General features: G+C 64.6%; 18 protein-coding genes. 7 read left to right on the plus strand and 11 right to left on the minus strand.

The window, feature by feature from the left end; genetic code table 11:
• Positions 1-34 precede the first annotated feature (34 nt).
• Complete coding sequence (locus HU772_RS21180) at positions 35-1,198, plus strand: hypothetical protein (protein WP_186661725.1); 1,164 nt, start codon at positions 35-37, stop codon at positions 1,196-1,198.
• A 59-nt stretch (positions 1,199-1,257) separates the two neighbouring features.
• Here the strand turns inward: HU772_RS21180 and rimI are convergent, their stop codons facing one another.
• Together rimI and HU772_RS21190 are read right to left on the minus strand one after the other, a co-directional pair.
• Positions 1,258-1,713: a ribosomal protein S18-alanine N-acetyltransferase gene (gene rimI / locus HU772_RS21185; RefSeq protein ID WP_186661726.1), complete on the minus strand. Its 456-nt coding sequence runs from the start codon at positions 1,711-1,713 to the stop codon at positions 1,258-1,260.
• Positions 1,710-2,495: an energy transducer TonB gene (locus HU772_RS21190; RefSeq protein ID WP_186661727.1), complete on the minus strand. Its 786-nt coding sequence runs from the start codon at positions 2,493-2,495 to the stop codon at positions 1,710-1,712. Before HU772_RS21190 ends, rimI begins: the two co-directional genes overlap by 4 nt.
• 285 nt (positions 2,496-2,780) lie before the next feature.
• On the opposite strand from HU772_RS21190, the gene mksB reads away from it, so the two are divergent.
• The 3 genes from mksB to mksF are packed head-to-tail and all read left to right on the plus strand — an operon-like array spanning position 2,781 to position 7,595.
• Positions 2,781-4,070 carry an Mks condensin complex protein MksB gene (mksB, locus tag HU772_RS21195; RefSeq protein ID WP_186661728.1) on the plus strand — a complete coding sequence of 430 codons (1,290 nt, stop codon included), beginning with the start codon at positions 2,781-2,783 and terminating at the stop codon, positions 4,068-4,070.
• On the plus strand, positions 4,060-4,767 hold the full coding sequence (gene mksE, locus HU772_RS21200) for an Mks condensin complex protein MksE (RefSeq protein ID WP_134693607.1): 708 nt from the start codon (positions 4,060-4,062) through the stop codon (positions 4,765-4,767). The genes mksB and mksE overlap by 11 nt, the downstream gene beginning before the upstream one ends.
• On the plus strand, positions 4,764-7,595 hold the full coding sequence (gene mksF / locus HU772_RS21205; RefSeq protein ID WP_186661729.1) for an Mks condensin complex protein MksF: 2,832 nt from the start codon (positions 4,764-4,766) through the stop codon (positions 7,593-7,595). Before mksE ends, mksF begins: the two co-directional genes overlap by 4 nt.
• Positions 7,596-7,724: 129 nt before the next feature.
• Here mksF and HU772_RS21210 read toward each other — a convergent pair whose 3' ends face one another.
• From HU772_RS21210 to rplU, 5 genes are all read right to left on the minus strand, one after another.
• Positions 7,725-8,171: a CreA family protein gene (locus tag HU772_RS21210; protein WP_139121132.1), complete on the minus strand. Its 447-nt coding sequence runs from the start codon at positions 8,169-8,171 to the stop codon at positions 7,725-7,727.
• 23 nt (positions 8,172-8,194) lie between these two features.
• Complete coding sequence (gene proB / locus HU772_RS21215; protein ID WP_186661730.1) at positions 8,195-9,313, minus strand: glutamate 5-kinase; 1,119 nt, start codon at positions 9,311-9,313, stop codon at positions 8,195-8,197.
• Between the two features lie 87 nt (positions 9,314-9,400).
• On the minus strand, positions 9,401-10,624 hold the full coding sequence (gene cgtA / locus HU772_RS21220) for an Obg family GTPase CgtA (RefSeq protein WP_186661732.1): 1,224 nt from the start codon (positions 10,622-10,624) through the stop codon (positions 9,401-9,403).
• A gap of 187 nt (positions 10,625-10,811) precedes the next feature.
• Positions 10,812-11,069: a 50S ribosomal protein L27 gene (gene rpmA, locus HU772_RS21225; RefSeq protein ID WP_003247464.1), complete on the minus strand. Its 258-nt coding sequence runs from the start codon at positions 11,067-11,069 to the stop codon at positions 10,812-10,814.
• Between the two features lie 36 nt (positions 11,070-11,105).
• Positions 11,106-11,420, minus strand: a complete 315-nt coding sequence (gene rplU, locus HU772_RS21230) for a 50S ribosomal protein L21 (RefSeq protein WP_003247466.1) — start codon at positions 11,418-11,420, stop codon at positions 11,106-11,108.
• A 245-nt stretch (positions 11,421-11,665) separates the two neighbouring features.
• Here rplU and HU772_RS21235 point away from each other — a divergent pair, with 245 nt between their 5' ends.
• The 3 genes from HU772_RS21235 to HU772_RS21245 all read left to right on the plus strand — a co-directional run bounded on the left by HU772_RS21235 (position 11,666) and on the right by HU772_RS21245 (position 13,558).
• Positions 11,666-12,634 carry a polyprenyl synthetase family protein gene (locus HU772_RS21235; protein ID WP_186661733.1) on the plus strand — a complete coding sequence of 323 codons (969 nt, stop codon included), beginning with the start codon at positions 11,666-11,668 and terminating at the stop codon, positions 12,632-12,634.
• A 185-nt stretch (positions 12,635-12,819) separates the two neighbouring features.
• A complete protein-coding gene (locus HU772_RS21240) occupies positions 12,820-13,161 on the plus strand; it encodes a zinc ribbon domain-containing protein YjdM (RefSeq protein ID WP_186661734.1) in 342 nt (113 codons plus the stop codon).
• A gap of 151 nt (positions 13,162-13,312) precedes the next feature.
• A complete protein-coding gene (locus HU772_RS21245) occupies positions 13,313-13,558 on the plus strand; it encodes a PA4570 family protein (protein ID WP_038707330.1) in 246 nt (81 codons plus the stop codon).
• Positions 13,559-13,673: 115 nt separating this feature from the next.
• On the opposite strand, the gene bamJ is transcribed toward HU772_RS21245, so the two are convergent.
• The 4 genes from bamJ to HU772_RS21265 form a co-directional block, all read right to left on the minus strand.
• Positions 13,674-14,291, minus strand: a complete 618-nt coding sequence (bamJ, locus tag HU772_RS21250) for a BamJ family beta-barrel-assembly machinery protein (RefSeq protein ID WP_186661735.1) — start codon at positions 14,289-14,291, stop codon at positions 13,674-13,676.
• An 86-nt stretch (positions 14,292-14,377) separates the two neighbouring features.
• Positions 14,378-14,683 (minus strand): DUF6482 family protein, encoded by a 306-nt coding sequence (locus tag HU772_RS21255; RefSeq protein ID WP_186661736.1) that lies wholly within the window; start codon positions 14,681-14,683, stop codon positions 14,378-14,380.
• A gap of 179 nt (positions 14,684-14,862) precedes the next feature.
• Entirely contained in the window at positions 14,863-15,351 is a 489-nt protein-coding gene (locus HU772_RS21260) for a TIGR00645 family protein (protein ID WP_023631146.1), read from the minus strand.
• A gap of 234 nt (positions 15,352-15,585) precedes the next feature.
• Complete coding sequence (locus HU772_RS21265; RefSeq protein WP_023631147.1) at positions 15,586-15,924, minus strand: PA4575 family protein; 339 nt, start codon at positions 15,922-15,924, stop codon at positions 15,586-15,588.
• Between the last annotated feature and the right edge of the window lie 17 nt (positions 15,925-15,941).

The following is a 15,941-nucleotide window of genomic DNA, read 5'->3' on the forward strand; positions in this document are numbered from 1 at the left end:
CGCCATCCTGGCGGCCACTGACAAGGAGTTAAGCATGCACAAGATGGCGGTATCGGGGCTGGTCGCCCTCACCTTCAGCGGCCTGGCCATGGCCGACGCACAGATCGACCTGGGCGACGCCCAGCGCGTGACCCGGCTGTTCGCCTACCCCAACAACTGCAACGTCATCTGCTACCGCGACTGGACCCTGGAACAGACCGTGGAGCACTACCTGAGCCAAAGCGTGCAACGCGACGGCTACGCCAGCGCTCAGGTCAAGGTGATCCGCGAACATGACCAGCTACACGCCCGCATCAGCGGCGTGCCGACCAGCTATACCGAGCCCTTGCGCAAGCTGCTCGACAGCGGCGAGCTGGCCTACCAAGGCGCGACCCAGCTCAATCAGAAAGGCGGCTGGGACTACAGCTGGTACCTGTTCCTGCCCCTGGGCATGGCCCTGGAGAACCGCCGCAGCATCGAACTGCTGCACTTCCCGCCGGATTACTCGCTGACCCGCTACCAGGACTACCTGAAGTCCAACACCACCGACCGCTGGGCCCAGTTGCTCACCTTCAACGGCGTCGAGGCCACCCAGACCCCGGCCTACCAGACCATCGTCGACATCGCCCCGATCGCCGCCCCGGCCAGCGCCGGCAAGGATCTGGAGGGTGTCTACGGCTACTTCAGCGACTATCAGGTGCGCATGGTCAAGGAGGTTGCCCTCACCCACAACGGCAAGAGCGCCCTGCCGATGGTCGCCTTCGGCGCGCCGGTACGCGCCTGGATCCAGCAGCAGTATGGGCCGAAGGTGGACGTGCTGGGGCTGGTGAGCATCAGCCCCGAGGCCGGCAGCGCCAAGGTGCCGGTGCTTGGCGCCAACCACCCGAGTGCGATCTGGTACGCCGCCGACCCGAAAAGCTACGACGGCGACCAGGACAAGGCCGACGCGGCGGGCCTGAAGATGATGGGCCAGGACCTGACGGCCGCTTGCTGGCAGGCCGGCATGGGGCGCAACCCCAAGGCTGACGCCAAGCTCACCCTGGAGGCGTGCAGCGGCAAGTGGCAGGTGACGCAGAAGAAGCAGACCTGCGAGCTGTTCTACCGCACCATCCGCGAGATGACCCCGGAGCAGGCCGCGGCCAAGTGCAATACCGGGGCGGTGACACGTAGCCTGCGGGATCTGCGCAAGCCGATCGAAGTGCAGCATCCGCAGATCTGAGGCGCCTGCTCACGCGCCCCCCTGGAGCGGCCTCGTGCCGCTCCTACTGGGCATAGTGCTCAGTCTTCGAGCAACGTACAGGCCATCACCAGCGCATCCTCGCGCCCACCCGCCAGCGGGTAGTAGTCGCGGCGCCGGCCAATCTCGTTGAAACCATAGCGCTCGTACAGCCGATAGGCCGACTGGTTGCTGGCACGCACCTCAAGGAAGCACTCGCGGCCATTGAGCTGGTAGGCCCGCGCCATCAGTTGCTCGAGCAGCCGCAAGCCCAGCCCGCGCCCCTGGTTCTCTGGCTTGACGGTGATATTGAGCAGGTGCGCCTCGTCAATGATCACGTTGATCACACCATGGCCAACCTGCTGCTGGCCATCGAACATCAACCACACTTCATAGGACTTCAACGCATCCTGGAAGATGCCACGGGTCCAGGGATGACTGAACGCGGCATATTCGATCTTAAGCAGGGCATCCAGGTCCGCCTCGGTCGCCGGGCGGAAACTGATCGAGTCACTCATTTAACGCTCTTCCAGCGCGCCATCAGCTGGCGCATGGCTTTCCAGACGTCCGCCTTGCGCTGCGGCTCGTCCATCAACAGTTCAAGGCCGGGCAAGGCCCAGGCGTCGCCGAGCAGGTCGACCTTGAGTTCTTGGTAATAGGCCTCGGCTTCGGCCTGGCCGGCATAGCGAATGGCCGGCAGGCCGATCAGCCACAGGCAGGCGCAGGGCGCCTCTTCCAGGCGCGCGGCGATAAAGCCCTGGACGAAGTCGCGGGCGGCATCGGGGCCCTGGTCCATGTTGCCGCGCACCAGCAATGGCCAACGTACCGGCTCGCCGATGAGCTGCGGCGCGTCCGGCAGGCCGGCGGCGCGCAGCATGTCCTTGAGCAGCAGGTAGGATGGGTCGCGGCTCTGGAACGGCTGGCCGGTGGCCAGCTCGACCAGCAGCAAGCAACGACCGGCACGCAGCAGTTGCAGGGCGAAACGCGGCGGCGGCACCCGCACCGGACGTGGCGCGGGAGGCTGCTCTTCGGCCTCGACCGGCTTGGCGGCAGGCTTGGGCGCGCTGCCCGGCCTTGGGATCTCGATCTTCGGCCGCTCCGCCCGGGCCTGGGGCGCTGCCGGGGCCGCGCTTGGCGCAGGCTGCGCCGGGCACGCCTCGAACTCCAGGTCCTCGACCGGCGCCACCGGCAGCAGCAATTCGGGCCGTGACGGTGCGGCGAACGGCAGTTCGGCGCGCGGCAACCAGTGCACCACTTGCATGGCGGACAGGTAGGCGCGGCGGCGGGACTCGATCAGCAAGGCGCGGGTATCCGGGGAAGACGAAACAGTCGGGCATTCTAACGCCGTTGGGCAGATAGCGCTGCAACAGGTGGGCGGAATTTATCGCCTGTACCGGCCTCTTCGCGGGCAAGCCCGCTCCCACAGAGACAGCGCAAGGCCTGTGGGAGCGGGTTTACCCGCGAATGGGCCAGTGCAAGCCACCCTGTAACTCAGGTTATCCCCCATTACAGACCAAGGGGTGAAATCCTCCCCCCCGGATGCAGTACAATCGCCCCTTTTATTTGGCAACGAGTCGACCCGCCAATGATCGAACCCAAGCGCGTCCTGCGCGCCCTAGCCGAACACTGGGCCTTGATCGAGCCGCTGTGCGAGCGCTTCGACCAGGGCACCCTGAGCCTGGTCGAGCTGCGCCAGCAGCTGGCCCGCCAGCAGGTGGAAAGCACCCCGCAGGACATCACCCAGCTGCTCGACGTATGGATCCGCCTGGACATCCTGGTCCCAGTGGCCAAGAGCCCGAACCGCTTCGAGCTCAACGCGCAGATCCACGACTTCCTCGCCTATCTGCGCCGCGAGCACCGCCTGGGCCTGTGCCTGGAGATCGAGGCCTACCTGCGCCACCTGGAACGCCTGGCCGGGCATATCCAGGATGCCTTCGACAACCGCGACAGCGACGACCTGGCGCGCCAGTTGCGCCTGCTCGACATGCGCGTGCGCGACGTGCTGAAAAAACTCGACAACGACGAGCAGGCCCTGCAGGCCGTGGCCGAGCGGGCCAAGACCAGCAACCGGCAGATCCCCTTGCGCCAGCGTTACGCCGAGGTCCTGGCGACCTGGGACGAATATGTCGAGCCGATGATCCAGCTGGTCAACGCCGACGGCGCCTTCGAACAGGGCGTGCGCAAGGTCGAGACCGTGCTGCTGCGCCTGCTGGGCGAGCAGGCGCGCCTGGGCCACCTGGTCGACGACGACATGCTGCTGCGTACCCACGCGCGCATCCTCGAAATGCAGACCAGCGCCCAGCTGACCCTGCGCCACGCCCGCGAGCTGCTGTTGCCGCTGCGCGAGGAGGCCCGCCGGCACAACGCCGTGACCCGTGGCGCGGCGCTGGCCCTGTCGGTGATCCGCAAGAAAGGCATCGACGCCGTGCCGCAAGCGGCCATGCCGATGTTCACTCGCCCGCAGAGCACCTTCCTCGGCAGCGCCAGCCAGGTCGAGGCCTACGTCTATGCCCTGGCCCGCTTCGAGCCCAAGCCGGCGCGCTTCCCCAAGGCGCACAAGACCCACAAGGGCCCGATCCCGCGCGCGCCGCGCACGGTCAAGGAAGTGCTCGAGCGCTGCGAAGACGCCCTGCCGCTGCCAGACCTGATGGTCTGGCTGCTGGAGCAGGAGCCCGAAGGCGCCACCGACGAGCTGCTGTACTGGTTCTCGCGCCTGTCGCGGGAAAAGCGCTTCAGCCGCCAGCGCCTCGACCGCCAGGAATACACCACCCGCGAACACCTGGTCAGCCTGCGCTCCTTCGCCCTGACGTCCAGCCGCGCAAACCAGCCGGCCACCACGACCGAATCCACCGCGAGCACCACCCATGCATCTTGATCTTTCCGAACTGTCCCAGCTCGCGCCGATCTTCCGCGAGCTGTTCAAGGGTTTCCACGTCAGCCGCCGCGACCCGGAGCTGTACGCCCAGCTGTCGAACTTCCAGGACCAGTACCGCACCCTGTTCAAGGCCCTGGGCTTCGAGCTGGTGTGCGACACCCGCGGCTTCTACTACTTCGTCCCCGAGCAGGCCGCCGCGCAGGTGAACAAGACCGCCCAGCGCCTGTCGCTGTTCACCTTCATCCTGGTCGAGCACCTCGCCGACCAGGGCCGCGACCCGATGGTGGTGCTCGACGGCGGCAGCATCGGCCGCGACGAGCTGCCGTCGCTGCTGGACAAATACCGCGACCTGTTCCTGCAGGCCGAAGTGCAGACCGTCGAGGAGCTGGAAGAAAAGATCCTGCGGCGCATGACCCAGCTCGGCTTCGCCCACGAGGAAGGCGGCATCTACCGCTTCCTGCCCCCCATGCACCGTTTCCTCGATGTGTGCCTGTCGGTGCAGCAGGACCGCGACCTGGCCGCCACCCTGCACAGCGACCTGCCGCTGCCGGTGCCGGTGCTGGTCGAGGAAGAAACCCCCGAACAACTCAACCGCACCGACGACCCGCTCGACCTGTCGCCCTTCGATGGCGAAGAGAGCGAGGAAGACGCCCTGGCCCGGGCGATCCGCGAAGAGCAACAGGAGATTGACGCATGAGCCAGGAACGCTACGGCATTCGCCGCTTCGCGCTGCTCAACACCGCCGGCTACAGCCTCGGCCTGTTCCCCCTGGAACACCCGCTGTCGGTCTATGGCGCCAACAACCTGGGTAAATCGGCGTCGATCAACGCCCTGCAGTTCCCGATCCTGGCGCGCATGTCCGACATGAGCTTCGGCAAGTACAGCCTGGAACAGTCGCGGCGCTTCTACTTCGCCAGCGACACCAGCTACATCCTCTGCGAACTGAACCTGCCCCACGGCCCGCACGTGATCGGCGTGGTCGGCCGCGGCCCGGGTGGCGGCTTCGGCCACCAGTTCTTCGCCTACCAGGGCGAGCTGGACCTGGCCCACTACCAGAAAGACGACACCTGCCTGCGCCAAAAGGAACTGTTCACCAACCTCGAGCGCCATGGCCTGAAGGCCTACGAGCTCAAGCCGGACGAACTGCGCCGGCTGCTGGTCGGCGGCCACACCTCGGTGCCGCTGGACCTGACCCTGATCCCGCTGCGCTCGACCAGCGAGCAGAGCCTGAAGACCTTCCGCGCGCTGTTCATCAACCTGCTGCACATGCGCGAGATCACCGCCGCCAAGCTCAAGCAGCTGTTCCTCGACGCTTTCGAGCACAGCCTGCGCTCGGGCAGCGTCGACTACATCGCCGCCTGCGAAGAGGCCTTCCGCGACGTGCGGCGCATGGAGGGCGACTACAACGCCCTGGTGGCAGCCGGCCCACTGGTCGAGGCCCTGGCCGGCGGCGTGGCCCAGCGCGACATCCTGCGCGGCAAGCTGCACCGCATCTCGCCGCTGCTCGACAACCTGCTGGGCACCTGGCAGGAGTACGCCATGGCGCGCAAGGAAGAGCTGACCATCCAGGCCGAGCACTACCGTGGCGAGCAGGACCGCCTGCAGAACGACCAGCGCGGCGGCACCCAGGAGCTGATGCGCCTGGAGCGTGAAATCACCGGCATCCAGCGCTGGCTGGGCGAGCTGTCGGTGCTCAAGCACCGCTTCGCCCTGGTCGACGACGTCAAGGTCCTGGAGCAGCAACTGCTGGCGGCCAAGGACGCCCACGACGAACTGGCCGGCGCCCTGGCCCAGTCGCGGCAGTTCTCCGCCGAGGACCTCGACGAGCGCGTGCGCGACCTCGAGAAACGCGTCAAGGCGGTCAAGCAGCAGCTCGACCACGCCGACAACAACAGCTATGCGCGCCTGCGCGAAGAGTTCTCGCAACAGGACGTCGACCGCCTCATGCGCCTGTTCAACGGCGCGCTGTTCAGCCTGCCGCTGGGTGATCGCGGCATCGAGCTGGACGACAGCGACGTCTGGGTGAAAACCCTCGAAGGCGTGCTCGATCGCTTCAAGGGCGAGCGCTTCGAAGTGCCTGGCCTGTCCATCGACATCTCGCACATCGACCCACCCGCGCTGCAGGCCCTGGCCGACCGCGCCGCCCTGCGCGACCAGAAAGAACGCCTGGAAAAAGAGCTCAAGCAGCTCAAGACCCAGCAGGCCGTGGCCCTCGACCGCGCCGCCAGCAAGGCGCAGACCGAAGCCCTGTACCAGCAGGTGCTGGATGCGCAAAAAGCGCTGGAAGACTACCGCCGCACCGAAACCCTCAGCGCCGAAGAGCCGGAGAAGCTGGAGCAACTGAGCCAGCTGGAAGCCGCCCAGGACGAGCTCAAGCGCTCCAGCGACGCCTTCACCGAGCGCGTCCAGCAGCTGTCGGCCAAGCTGCAACTGGTAGGCCGGCAGATCGCCGACCTGGAAGCCAAGCAACGCACCCTGGAAGACGCCCTGCGCCGTCGCCAGCTGCTACCGGCCGACCTGCCCTTCGGCACGCCGTTCATGGAAGCCATCGACGACTCCATGGACAACCTGCTGCCGCTGCTCAACGACTACCAGGACAGCTGGCAGGCGCTGCAGCGCGTGGACAACCAGATCGAAGCGCTGTACGCCCAGGTGCGCCTGAAAGGCGTGGCCAAGTTCGACAGCGAAGACGACATGGAGCGCCGCCTGCAGCTGCTGATCAACGCCTACTCGCACCGCACCGAGGAAGCGCTGACCCTGGCCAAGGCCCGCCGCGCGGCGGTCACCGATATCGCCCGGACCCTGCGTAACATCCGCAGCGACTACGACAGCCTCGAACACCAGTTGGCGCTGTTCAACCGCGAGATCAACAAGCGCCAGGTCTCGAACCTGGAGAGCTTCCGCGTGGTGCTGGCGCCGAACAAGGAAGCGCTCAAGCACATCGACCAGATCATCCACAGCGCCGGCCAGTACGAGGAAGGCGAGACCCTGTCGGTGTTCGACCTCACGCAAAGCGCCGAGCAGGATCACAAGAACGAAGAGGCCAAGGAGTACCTGGCGCGGCTGGTGGCGGCCAACCACAACCAGCTGGGCTTGAAGGACCTGTTCGAACTGGCCTTCGAGATCACCAAGATCAACGGCCAGCCGGTGATCCACGCCGACATCGACGGCGCGGCGTCCAACGGCACCACCATGACCATCAAGGCGCTGACCAACATGTACCTGTTGCTGCACCTGATGGACCGCGACCTGGCTGGGCGCATTCGCCTGCCGTACTACCTCGACGAGGCGGCTGACATCGACGAACGCAACCAGGCGGCGTTGCTGGAGACCAGCCAGCAGCTGGGCTTCGTGCCGATTCTGGCGAGCGTGAAGCCGCAGGTGTCGGCACGGGTGGCGATCGACCTGGAAGGCGGCAGCGGGCCGAATGGCATCTACATCGACGAGGCGGACTGGAAGTACATCAGCCGCCTGGACGAGGTAAAGGCCATCGTGCGCGAGGATGAGGCCGAGGAGCTGGCCTGATTCGATGTATTGGGGCCGCTTTGCGGCCCTTTCGCGGCACAAGGCCGCTCCTACAGGGATATGCGTACCCCTTGCAGGAGCGGCCTTGTGCCGCGAAAGTAGGCCAAAGGCCTCCCAAAATTCAGAAAGTTATTGCTGCGCCCAAGGCACAATCGGAATCGCCGTCACCGCATTCTGCGGGCTACCTTCGATCAACCGATCGCTATACACCAGGTACACCAGGGTATTGCGCTTCTTGTCGAGAAAACGCACTACCTGCATGGTCTTGAACACCAGCGAGGTGCGCTCCTTGAACACTTCCTCGCCATCCTTCAAGTCACCCTTGAAGTGGATCGGCCCGACCTGGCGACAGGCGATCGACGCCTCGGCACGGTCCTCGGCCAACCCCAACCCACCCTTGATACCGCCGGTCTTGGCCCGCGACAGGTAGCAGGTCACGCCATCCACCTTCGGGTCGTCGAATGCCTCGACCACAATGCGGTCATTCGGCCCGACAAACTTGAACACGGTGGACACCTGGCCGATCTCCTCGGCCCCGGCCAGCATCGGCAGCAACAGCGCCGCCACGGCAAACATCCTCTTCAACACGGTGCTCTCCCTCAGACCAGGACCAGGTTGTCGCGATGCACCAACTCGGGCTCCGCGCTGTAGCCCAGCAGCTGCTCGATGGCATCGGACGGCTGGCCGATGATCTTCTGCGCCTCCAGGGCGCTGTAGTTGGCCAGGCCCCGGGCGACTTCCAGGCCGTCGGGGCCGACACAGACCACCATCTCGCCACGGCGGAAGCTGCCCTGCACGGTCTTCACGCCGACCGGCAGCAGGCTCTTGTTCGACTCGCGCAGCGCCTTCACCGCGCCGTCGTCGAGCACCAGGGTGCCGCGGGTCTGCAGGTGGCCAGCCAGCCACTGCTTGCGCGCGGCAAGCATGCCGCGCTCGGGCGACAGCAAGGTGCCCAGGCGCTCGCCGGCCTTCAGGCGATCCAGCACACGCTCGATACGCCCGCCGATGATGATGGTGTGGGCGCCGGAACGGGCAGCCAGGCGCGCGGCGCGCAGCTTGGTCTGCATGCCGCCGCGGCCAAGGGCGCCACCGGTGCCGCCAGCCACCGCGTCCAGCGCCGGATCGTCGGCACGGGCCTCGTAGATGAGCTGGGCTTCGGGGTTGTTGCGCGGGTCGGCATCGAACATGCCGTCGCGGTCGGTGAGGATCACCAACAGGTCGGCCTCCACCAGGTTGGCCACCAGCGCCGCCAGGGTGTCGTTGTCGCCGAAGCGGATCTCGTCGGTGACCACGGTGTCGTTCTCGTTGATCACCGGCACCACGCCCAGGTCGACCAGGGTGCGCAAGGTACTACGGGCGTTGAGGTAACGCTTGCGGTCGGACAGGTCGTCATGGGTCAGGAGGATCTGCGCGGTGTGCTTGCCGTGCTCGCCGAAGCTCGACTCCCAGGCCTGCACCAGGCGCATCTGGCCGATCGATGCCGCGGCCTGCAGCTCGTTCATCGCACTCGGTCGCGAGGTCCAGCCCAGCTGGCTCATGCCCGCCGCCACGGCCCCGGAGGAGACCAGCACCAGTTCCACGCCCGCTTCACGCAGGGCCACCATCTGCTCGACCCAGACCGCCATGGCGCCCCGGTCGAGGCCCTTGCCGTCGGCGGTCAGCAGCGCGCTGCCGATCTTCACGACCCAGCGCTTGGCGCCAGTCACCTTGCTTCGCATCTTCTCTTCCAACCTATGTCGAATCTGTAGATACCTTGGATACAAAAACGCCGCTCCAGAGAGCGGCGTTTAGTGTATAGCAACCGATCAGTCGCGCACGTAAATGATTTCCGGGCCGTCTTCGTCGTCCTCGAAATCATCCCAGTCGTCATCGTCGCCGATGTCGTGCACGCTCTTGACGCCGGTACGGCGCAGGGTACGGGCGTCGTCCAGGGCCTGCAGCTGGGCGCGGGCCTCGTCTTCGATGCGCTGGTCGAGCTCGGCCAGTTCCTCGGCGTAGGCCGGGTCGTTGGCCAGGCGGTCGGCGCGGTCTTCGAGGTAGCGCATCAGGTCGTGGCTGAGCTTTTCGGTGCCCTGCTTGGCGATGGCCGAGATCACGTAGACCGGGCCGTCCCAGTTCAGGCGCTCGACCACTTCCTTGACGCGCTCGTCGCGCTCGTCGTCCATGATCATGTCGGCCTTGTTCAGCACCAGCCAGCGCTCACGGTCGACCAGCGCCGGGCTGAACTGCGCCAGCTCGTTGATGATGATCTCGGCGGCGTCGGCCGGGCTGCTGCCATCCAGCGGCGCCAGGTCGACCAGGTGCAGCAGCACGCGGGTACGGGCCAGGTGCTTGAGGAAGCGGATACCCAGGCCAGCGCCTTCGGAAGCGCCTTCGATCAGGCCGGGGATGTCGGCGATGACGAAGCTCTTCCAGCGGTCGACGCTGACCACGCCCAGGTTCGGCACCAGGGTGGTGAACGGGTAGTCGGCGACTTTCGGCTTGGCGGCCGAGACCGAGCGGATGAAGGTGCTCTTGCCGGCGTTCGGCAGGCCCAGCAGGCCAACGTCGGCCAGCACTTTCATTTCCATTTTCAGGTCGCGCTGGTCACCCGGCTTGCCTGGGGTGGTCTGGCGCGGCGCACGGTTGGTGCTGGACTTGAAGCGGGTGTTGCCCAGGCCGTGCCAGCCGCCCTGGGCGACCATCAGCTTCTGCCCGGGGGTGATCAGGTCGCCGATGACTTCCTGGGTCGAGGCGTCGATCACGGTGGTGCCGACCGGCACGCGCAGGAACAGGTCCTCGCCCTTCTTGCCAGTGCAGTCGGTGCTGCCGCCATTCTGGCCGCGCTGGGCCTCGTGGTGACGGGTGTAGCGGTAGTCGACGAGGGTGTTGAGGTTCTCGTCGGCCACCATGTACACCGAGCCGCCATCGCCGCCGTCGCCACCGTTGGGGCCACCGTTCTCGATGAATTTCTCGCGGCGGAAGCTCATGCAACCGTTGCCGCCATCACCGGCTTTTACCCGGATCGATACTTCGTCTACAAACTTCATTCAAAACCGCCTCTCGTCGGACGACGAGTCGAAAACCAGAAAACCTTGAGGCTCTTGCAAAAATGAGCGCGGCGGCCCCGTACCATCAGAAACCAACGCCGGCAGCCCAGACAAACAGCTTTGCAAGAGGCTCATCACAAACGAAAAAGCCCCGTCGCATGACGGGGCTTCTGGAGCGACGTCGCGATTAAGCGGCGACGATGCTCACGTAACGGCGCATGAACTCGCCTTTCTTCTCGAACTTGATCACGCCTTCGATCTTGGCGAACAAGGTGTGATCCTTGCCCATGCCAACGCCGTAGCCAGCGTGGAATTCGGTACCGCGCTGACGGACGATGATGTTGCCCGGCTTGATAACCTGGCCGCCATACATCTTCACGCCAAGGCGTTTCGATTCTGAGTCGCGACCGTTACGAGTACTACCACCAGCCTTCTTGTGAGCCATGGTTCAATTCTCCTAATAAATTCAGGGGACCGAGGCTTAAGCCTGGATACCGGTGATTTTGATCTCGGTGAACCACTGGCGGTGGCCCATGCGCTTCATGTGGTGCTTACGACGACGGAACTTGATGATACGAACCTTGTCGTGGCGGCCTTGCGAAACGACTTCGGCGACAACCTTGGCGCCGGCGACGACTGGAGCGCCGATGGTGACTTCTTCACCGTTGGCAACCAGCAGAACGCGATCGAAGGTCACGGATTCGCCAGTGGCGACTTCCAGCTTTTCGATCTTGAGGAATTCACCTTCAGCGACTTTGTACTGCTTGCCGCCGGTAACGATTACTGCGTAAGACATTTTGAATCTCCGATAATCCTGCTCACCCAGCGCTTTATATGATGAGTATTGGCTGGCATGGCTGCACAAGGCTGGAACGGCCCGGTGCAATTGCGTAAGGCAGGTGCTGCCCAGGAAAGTTAGGGTGCGCGATTGTACGCAACCCTAGAAATGCTTGCAAGTGCCGGCCCCGGGCCACGGCCCACGCGCCTTGACACACCGGTACCTGCGACCTAGCATGCCGCGCAACCTCAATGGAGCAGCCGATGCAACCCCAATCTTTCTACCGCGCGGTAGCTGACGATTTCAGCGCCGTCGACGAGATCATCAAGAAGCAGCTGACCTCGCGCGTGCCGCTGGTATCGAAGATCGGCGACTATATCACGTCCGCCGGCGGCAAACGCCTGCGCCCGCTGCTGGTGCTGCTGTGCGGCAAGGCCCTGGGTCGCGAAGGCGACGACCTGCGCCTGCTGGCGGCGACCATCGAATTCCTGCACACCGCCACCTTGCTGCATGACGACGTGGTCGACATGTCCGGCATGCGCCGTGGCCGCTCCACCGCCAACGCCCTGTGGGGCAACGCGCCGAGCGTGCTGGTGGGCGACTTCCTCTACTCGCGCTCGTTCGAGATGATGGTCGAGCTGGGCTCGATGCCGGTCATGCAGATTCTCTCCAAGGCCACCCGGGTGATCGCTGAGGGCGAGGTGCTGCAGCTGTCGCGGGTGCGTGACGCCAGCACTACCGAAGAGGTGTACATGGACGTCATCCGCGGCAAGACCGCGATGCTGTTCGAAGCCTCGACCCACAGCGCTGCCGCGCTCGCCCAGGCCAGCGACGAACAACGCGAGGCCCTGCGCACCTTCGGTGACCACCTGGGCGTGGCCTTCCAGCTGGTCGACGACCTGCTGGACTACAAGGGCGACTCGGAAACCTTGGGCAAGAACGTCGGCGACGACCTGGCCGAAGGCAAGCCGACCCTGCCGCTGATCTACACCATGCGCGAAGGCACCGCGGAGCAGGCCGCACTGGTACGCCAGGCGATCCAGAAGGGTGGCCTGGAAGACCTGGAGCAGATCCGTATCGCCGTCGAGGCGTCCGGCGCCCTGGACTACACCGCGCAGATGGCCCGCGACTACGTCGCTCGCGCCATCGCCTGCCTCGAAGTACTGCCGGCCAGCGAGTACCGGGATGCCCTGGTCGAGCTGAGCGAGTTCGCCGTAGCACGCACGCACTAAACCAATCGCGTCGCCTTCTTCGCGGGTAAACCCGCTCCCACAGGTATCCCATTGCTCCTGAACGGCATGGATTACCTGTGGGAGCGGGCTTGCCCGCGAGTGCTTTTGTACAGGCAAAGCACATTTTCTCGGCAAAACCTTATACAATGTGCGCCTTTACCCGCCTGTACTTGAAAGGAAAAGCCGTGAGCACTCTGCCACCCTGCCCCCAATGCAACTCCGAATACACCTATGAGGATGGCACCCAACTGATCTGCCCCGAATGCGCCCACGAGTGGTCGGCCAACGGCGAAGCCGAAGCCGCCAGCGATGACGTGGTGAAGAAGGATTCGGTCGGCAACATCCTCCAGGACGGCGACACCGTCACCGTGATCAAGGACCTCAAGGTCAAGGGCTCGTCCCTGGTGGTCAAGGTCGGCACCAAGGTCAAGAACATCCGCCTGTGCGATGGCGACCACGACATCGACTGCAAGATCGACGGCATCGGCGCGATGAAGCTGAAGTCGGAGTTTGTACGCAAGGTCTGATGCCCTGCCCTTCGGGGCTGCCCCATGGGCGGCCCTGACAGATCCTGCAACAGGATCGCCTGCACCATTCGGAAGAATTCTTCCAATAGTCCCTTGCTATTTTGATAATAAGAATTATTCTCATTGGAAACGTTATCCAAGGAGAATAGCCATGACCTATCTGATCGACGCCTGGCTCGACCGCCCTCATCCTTACCTGCGCATCCTGCACCGCGAGACCGGTGAGGTCTGTGCCGTGCTCGAGGAAGACGCGCTCGACGAACTGCGCGACCAGGGCGACCTGGACTTGATGGGGTTGAATTCGAGCGAACCGGGGGTGCTCAAGGAGCTGGTGAGGAACCTGTTTCTGTTCTGCTATGCGCGGGCGTTGCGCCCTGGGGGAACAGACTGGAATTGAGGCCGGCATCGCTGGCCTCTTCGCGGGCAAGCCCACTGCCACAGGAACCTCGCTGCAATCGAGCGCAATGAGATACCTGTGGCTGCGAATGGGCCGCTAAGCGGCCCCGGCGGTATTACAGAACGTCGAGCAGCTCGACGTCGAACACCAGCACGCTGTGCGGCGGGATGCTGCCGACGCCCTGGGCGCCATAGGCCAGCTCGCTCGGCACGTACAGACGCCATTTGCTACCGGCGTTCATCAGCTGCAGGGCCTCGGTCCAACCGGCGATCACGCCACCAACCGGGAATTCGGCAGGCTGGCCGCGCTCGTAGGAGCTGTCGAACACGGTGCCGTCGATCAGGGTGCCGTGGTAGTGGGTACGCACGTTGTCTTCGCGGGACGGCTTGGCGCCCTCGCCTGCGGTCAGCACTTCGTACTGCAGGCCCGAGGCCAGGGTGACGATACCTTCGCGCTTGGCGTTGTCGGCGAGGAATTCCTTGCCAGCGGCGGCGGCGGCTTCGGCCTTGGCGGCAGCTTCGGCCTGCATCACTTCACGGATCACCTTGAAGGCGGCCGAGAGGTCTTCTTCGCTGACGCGGCTGTCGGCGCCGTTGAAGGCGTCGGTCAGGCCGGCAACGATGGCGTTCAGGTTGACGCCTGGTGGCGGGTTGTCACGCAGCTGGCCGCCCAGCTGACGGCCGATGCCGTAGCTGACGCGGGATTCGTCGGTGGACAGGTTGAGTTCGGACATTGGCTTGCTCCACATAAGGGCGCACTGCATCCGCGCCCTTGTTGAAAAGGGCGAGCAGCCTAGCACACTGGCGCCGCGTGAAGCAGCTACCAGGCCGAACGCTGGGAAATCGGGACCTTGAGGTCTTCCTCCGGATGCAAGCCCAGGCCGCACATCTCATCCTGCACGGACCAGTGCACCAGGTTCATCGACAACAAGGGGAGCGCTTGCAGGAGCTGGCGCGCATCTTCGACCGAGTGCACGCGCAGGCGCTGGCCGCGGGTATCGGCCAGGGGGTGCGGACGGCCCTTGACCCGGGCCTCGAGCAGGTAATCTCCGCCTTCGATGGCGATCAGGTTGAGTTCGTCGACATGGCCAGCCCTGGCCTCGGTATTGAGCTGATGCAGGTTCATGGGCGCACCTCGCTGCGGGAACCACGCATGAGTGCTCATTTTTTGTACAGAACCTTGGATTAGACAAGGCACCGCTCGTCAGTTGCAGCGCGTCGCCTTGTTCGCGGGTAAACCCGCTCCCACAGGGTTGGCAGAGAACCTGTGGGGGCGGGTTTACCCGCGAATGGCCCTTGCAGGCATCAGTGCTTGGTAATGCGGTCCAGGTACCCCATGACGAACGCCGAGATGACGAAGGTCATGTGGATGATCACGTACCACATCAGGTAGTCGGTGGAGATGTTCTGCGCATCCATGAACACCCGCAGCAGGTGGATCGAGGAGATGGCGACGATCGACGCGGCGACCTTCATCTTCAGCGACGAGGAATCCATCTTGCCCAGCCAGTTGAGCTTTTCCTTGCTCTCGTCGATGTCCAGCTGCGAGACGAAGTTCTCGTAGCCGGAGATCATCACCATCACCAGCAGGCCGCCGACCAGCGACATGTCGATCAGCGACAGGATCACCAGGATCAGGTCGGCTTCGGCGAGGGTGAACACATTGGGCAGGACATGGATGATTTCCTGGAAGAACTTCAGGGCCAATGCCAGCAGGCCCAGCGAGAGGCCGAAATAGATCGGGGCGAGCAGCCAGCGCGAGGCATACATCGCGTTTTCGAGGATACGTTCCATGGACAGGGGAGACTCGTGAAGTGACTGGAAAAGCGAGCGCGAGTATAGCCAGCCACCTGTGACAGCAAAAGCCTGCGGCGGGTTCTGTACGCGAACCACGGCCTTCCTGTAGGAGCGGCCTTGTGCCGCGAAAGGGCCGCGCAGCAGCCCCAGTACTTCAGTGTTGATGCATAAATCGCTGGGGCTGCTTTGCAGCCCTTTCGCGGCACAAGGCCGCTCCTAGAGGAACTGCGCTCAGGTTTCCGGATGGAACTGATAGTCCCCGAGATTGCGGCAGCGTTCGCCGTTGATCCGGCGCAACTGCGCCTGCAGATGCAGGCACCAGATCTGTGGGTCTTCCGCGACCTGGTAGCCATGAAGGGTGAGGCTGTCGACGATGGCGTTCATCACCGACTCGGCCACCATCGGCCCATGGAACGGGCCCTGGGCCTTGATCGCCGAGGGTTGTTCGCCGGCCATGCCGGCAGCGAACAGCAAGGTCCACATGCCATTGTCGCCGGCCAGCGGACGGATGCTGCATTCGATGCGAGTCACCAGGCCCAGGCACTGGCGAGTGAGGCTGAGGTTGCGCATGGCGGCGTCCCCTCCGT

This window comes from Pseudomonas xantholysinigenes (genome assembly GCF_014268885.2).
Lineage (GTDB): Bacteria > Pseudomonadota > Gammaproteobacteria > Pseudomonadales > Pseudomonadaceae > Aquipseudomonas > Aquipseudomonas xantholysinigenes.

Coding starts and splice junctions, on each gene's coding strand:
- HU772_RS21235 (WP_186661733.1), top strand. CDS start 11,666: ATGCAACCCCAATCTTTCTACCGCGCGGTAGCTGACGATTTCAGCGCC.
- HU772_RS21180 (WP_186661725.1), top strand. CDS start 35: ATGCACAAGATGGCGGTATCGGGGCTGGTCGCCCTCACCTTCAGCGGC.
- mksE (WP_134693607.1), top strand. CDS start 4,060: ATGCATCTTGATCTTTCCGAACTGTCCCAGCTCGCGCCGATCTTCCGC.
- rimI (WP_186661726.1), bottom strand. CDS start 1,713: ATGAGTGACTCGATCAGTTTCCGCCCGGCGACCGAGGCGGACCTGGAT.
- HU772_RS21265 (WP_023631147.1), bottom strand. CDS start 15,924: ATGCGCAACCTCAGCCTCACTCGCCAGTGCCTGGGCCTGGTGACTCGC.
- rplU (WP_003247466.1), bottom strand. CDS start 11,420: ATGTCTTACGCAGTAATCGTTACCGGCGGCAAGCAGTACAAAGTCGCT.
- HU772_RS21260 (WP_023631146.1), bottom strand. CDS start 15,351: ATGGAACGTATCCTCGAAAACGCGATGTATGCCTCGCGCTGGCTGCTC.
- HU772_RS21255 (WP_186661736.1), bottom strand. CDS start 14,683: ATGAACCTGCATCAGCTCAATACCGAGGCCAGGGCTGGCCATGTCGAC.
- rpmA (WP_003247464.1), bottom strand. CDS start 11,069: ATGGCTCACAAGAAGGCTGGTGGTAGTACTCGTAACGGTCGCGACTCA.
- HU772_RS21245 (WP_038707330.1), top strand. CDS start 13,313: ATGACCTATCTGATCGACGCCTGGCTCGACCGCCCTCATCCTTACCTG.
- mksF (WP_186661729.1), top strand. CDS start 4,764: ATGAGCCAGGAACGCTACGGCATTCGCCGCTTCGCGCTGCTCAACACC.
- proB (WP_186661730.1), bottom strand. CDS start 9,313: ATGCGAAGCAAGGTGACTGGCGCCAAGCGCTGGGTCGTGAAGATCGGC.
- cgtA (WP_186661732.1), bottom strand. CDS start 10,624: ATGAAGTTTGTAGACGAAGTATCGATCCGGGTAAAAGCCGGTGATGGC.
- HU772_RS21210 (WP_139121132.1), bottom strand. CDS start 8,171: ATGTTTGCCGTGGCGGCGCTGTTGCTGCCGATGCTGGCCGGGGCCGAG.
- mksB (WP_186661728.1), top strand. CDS start 2,781: ATGATCGAACCCAAGCGCGTCCTGCGCGCCCTAGCCGAACACTGGGCC.
- bamJ (WP_186661735.1), bottom strand. CDS start 14,291: ATGTCCGAACTCAACCTGTCCACCGACGAATCCCGCGTCAGCTACGGC.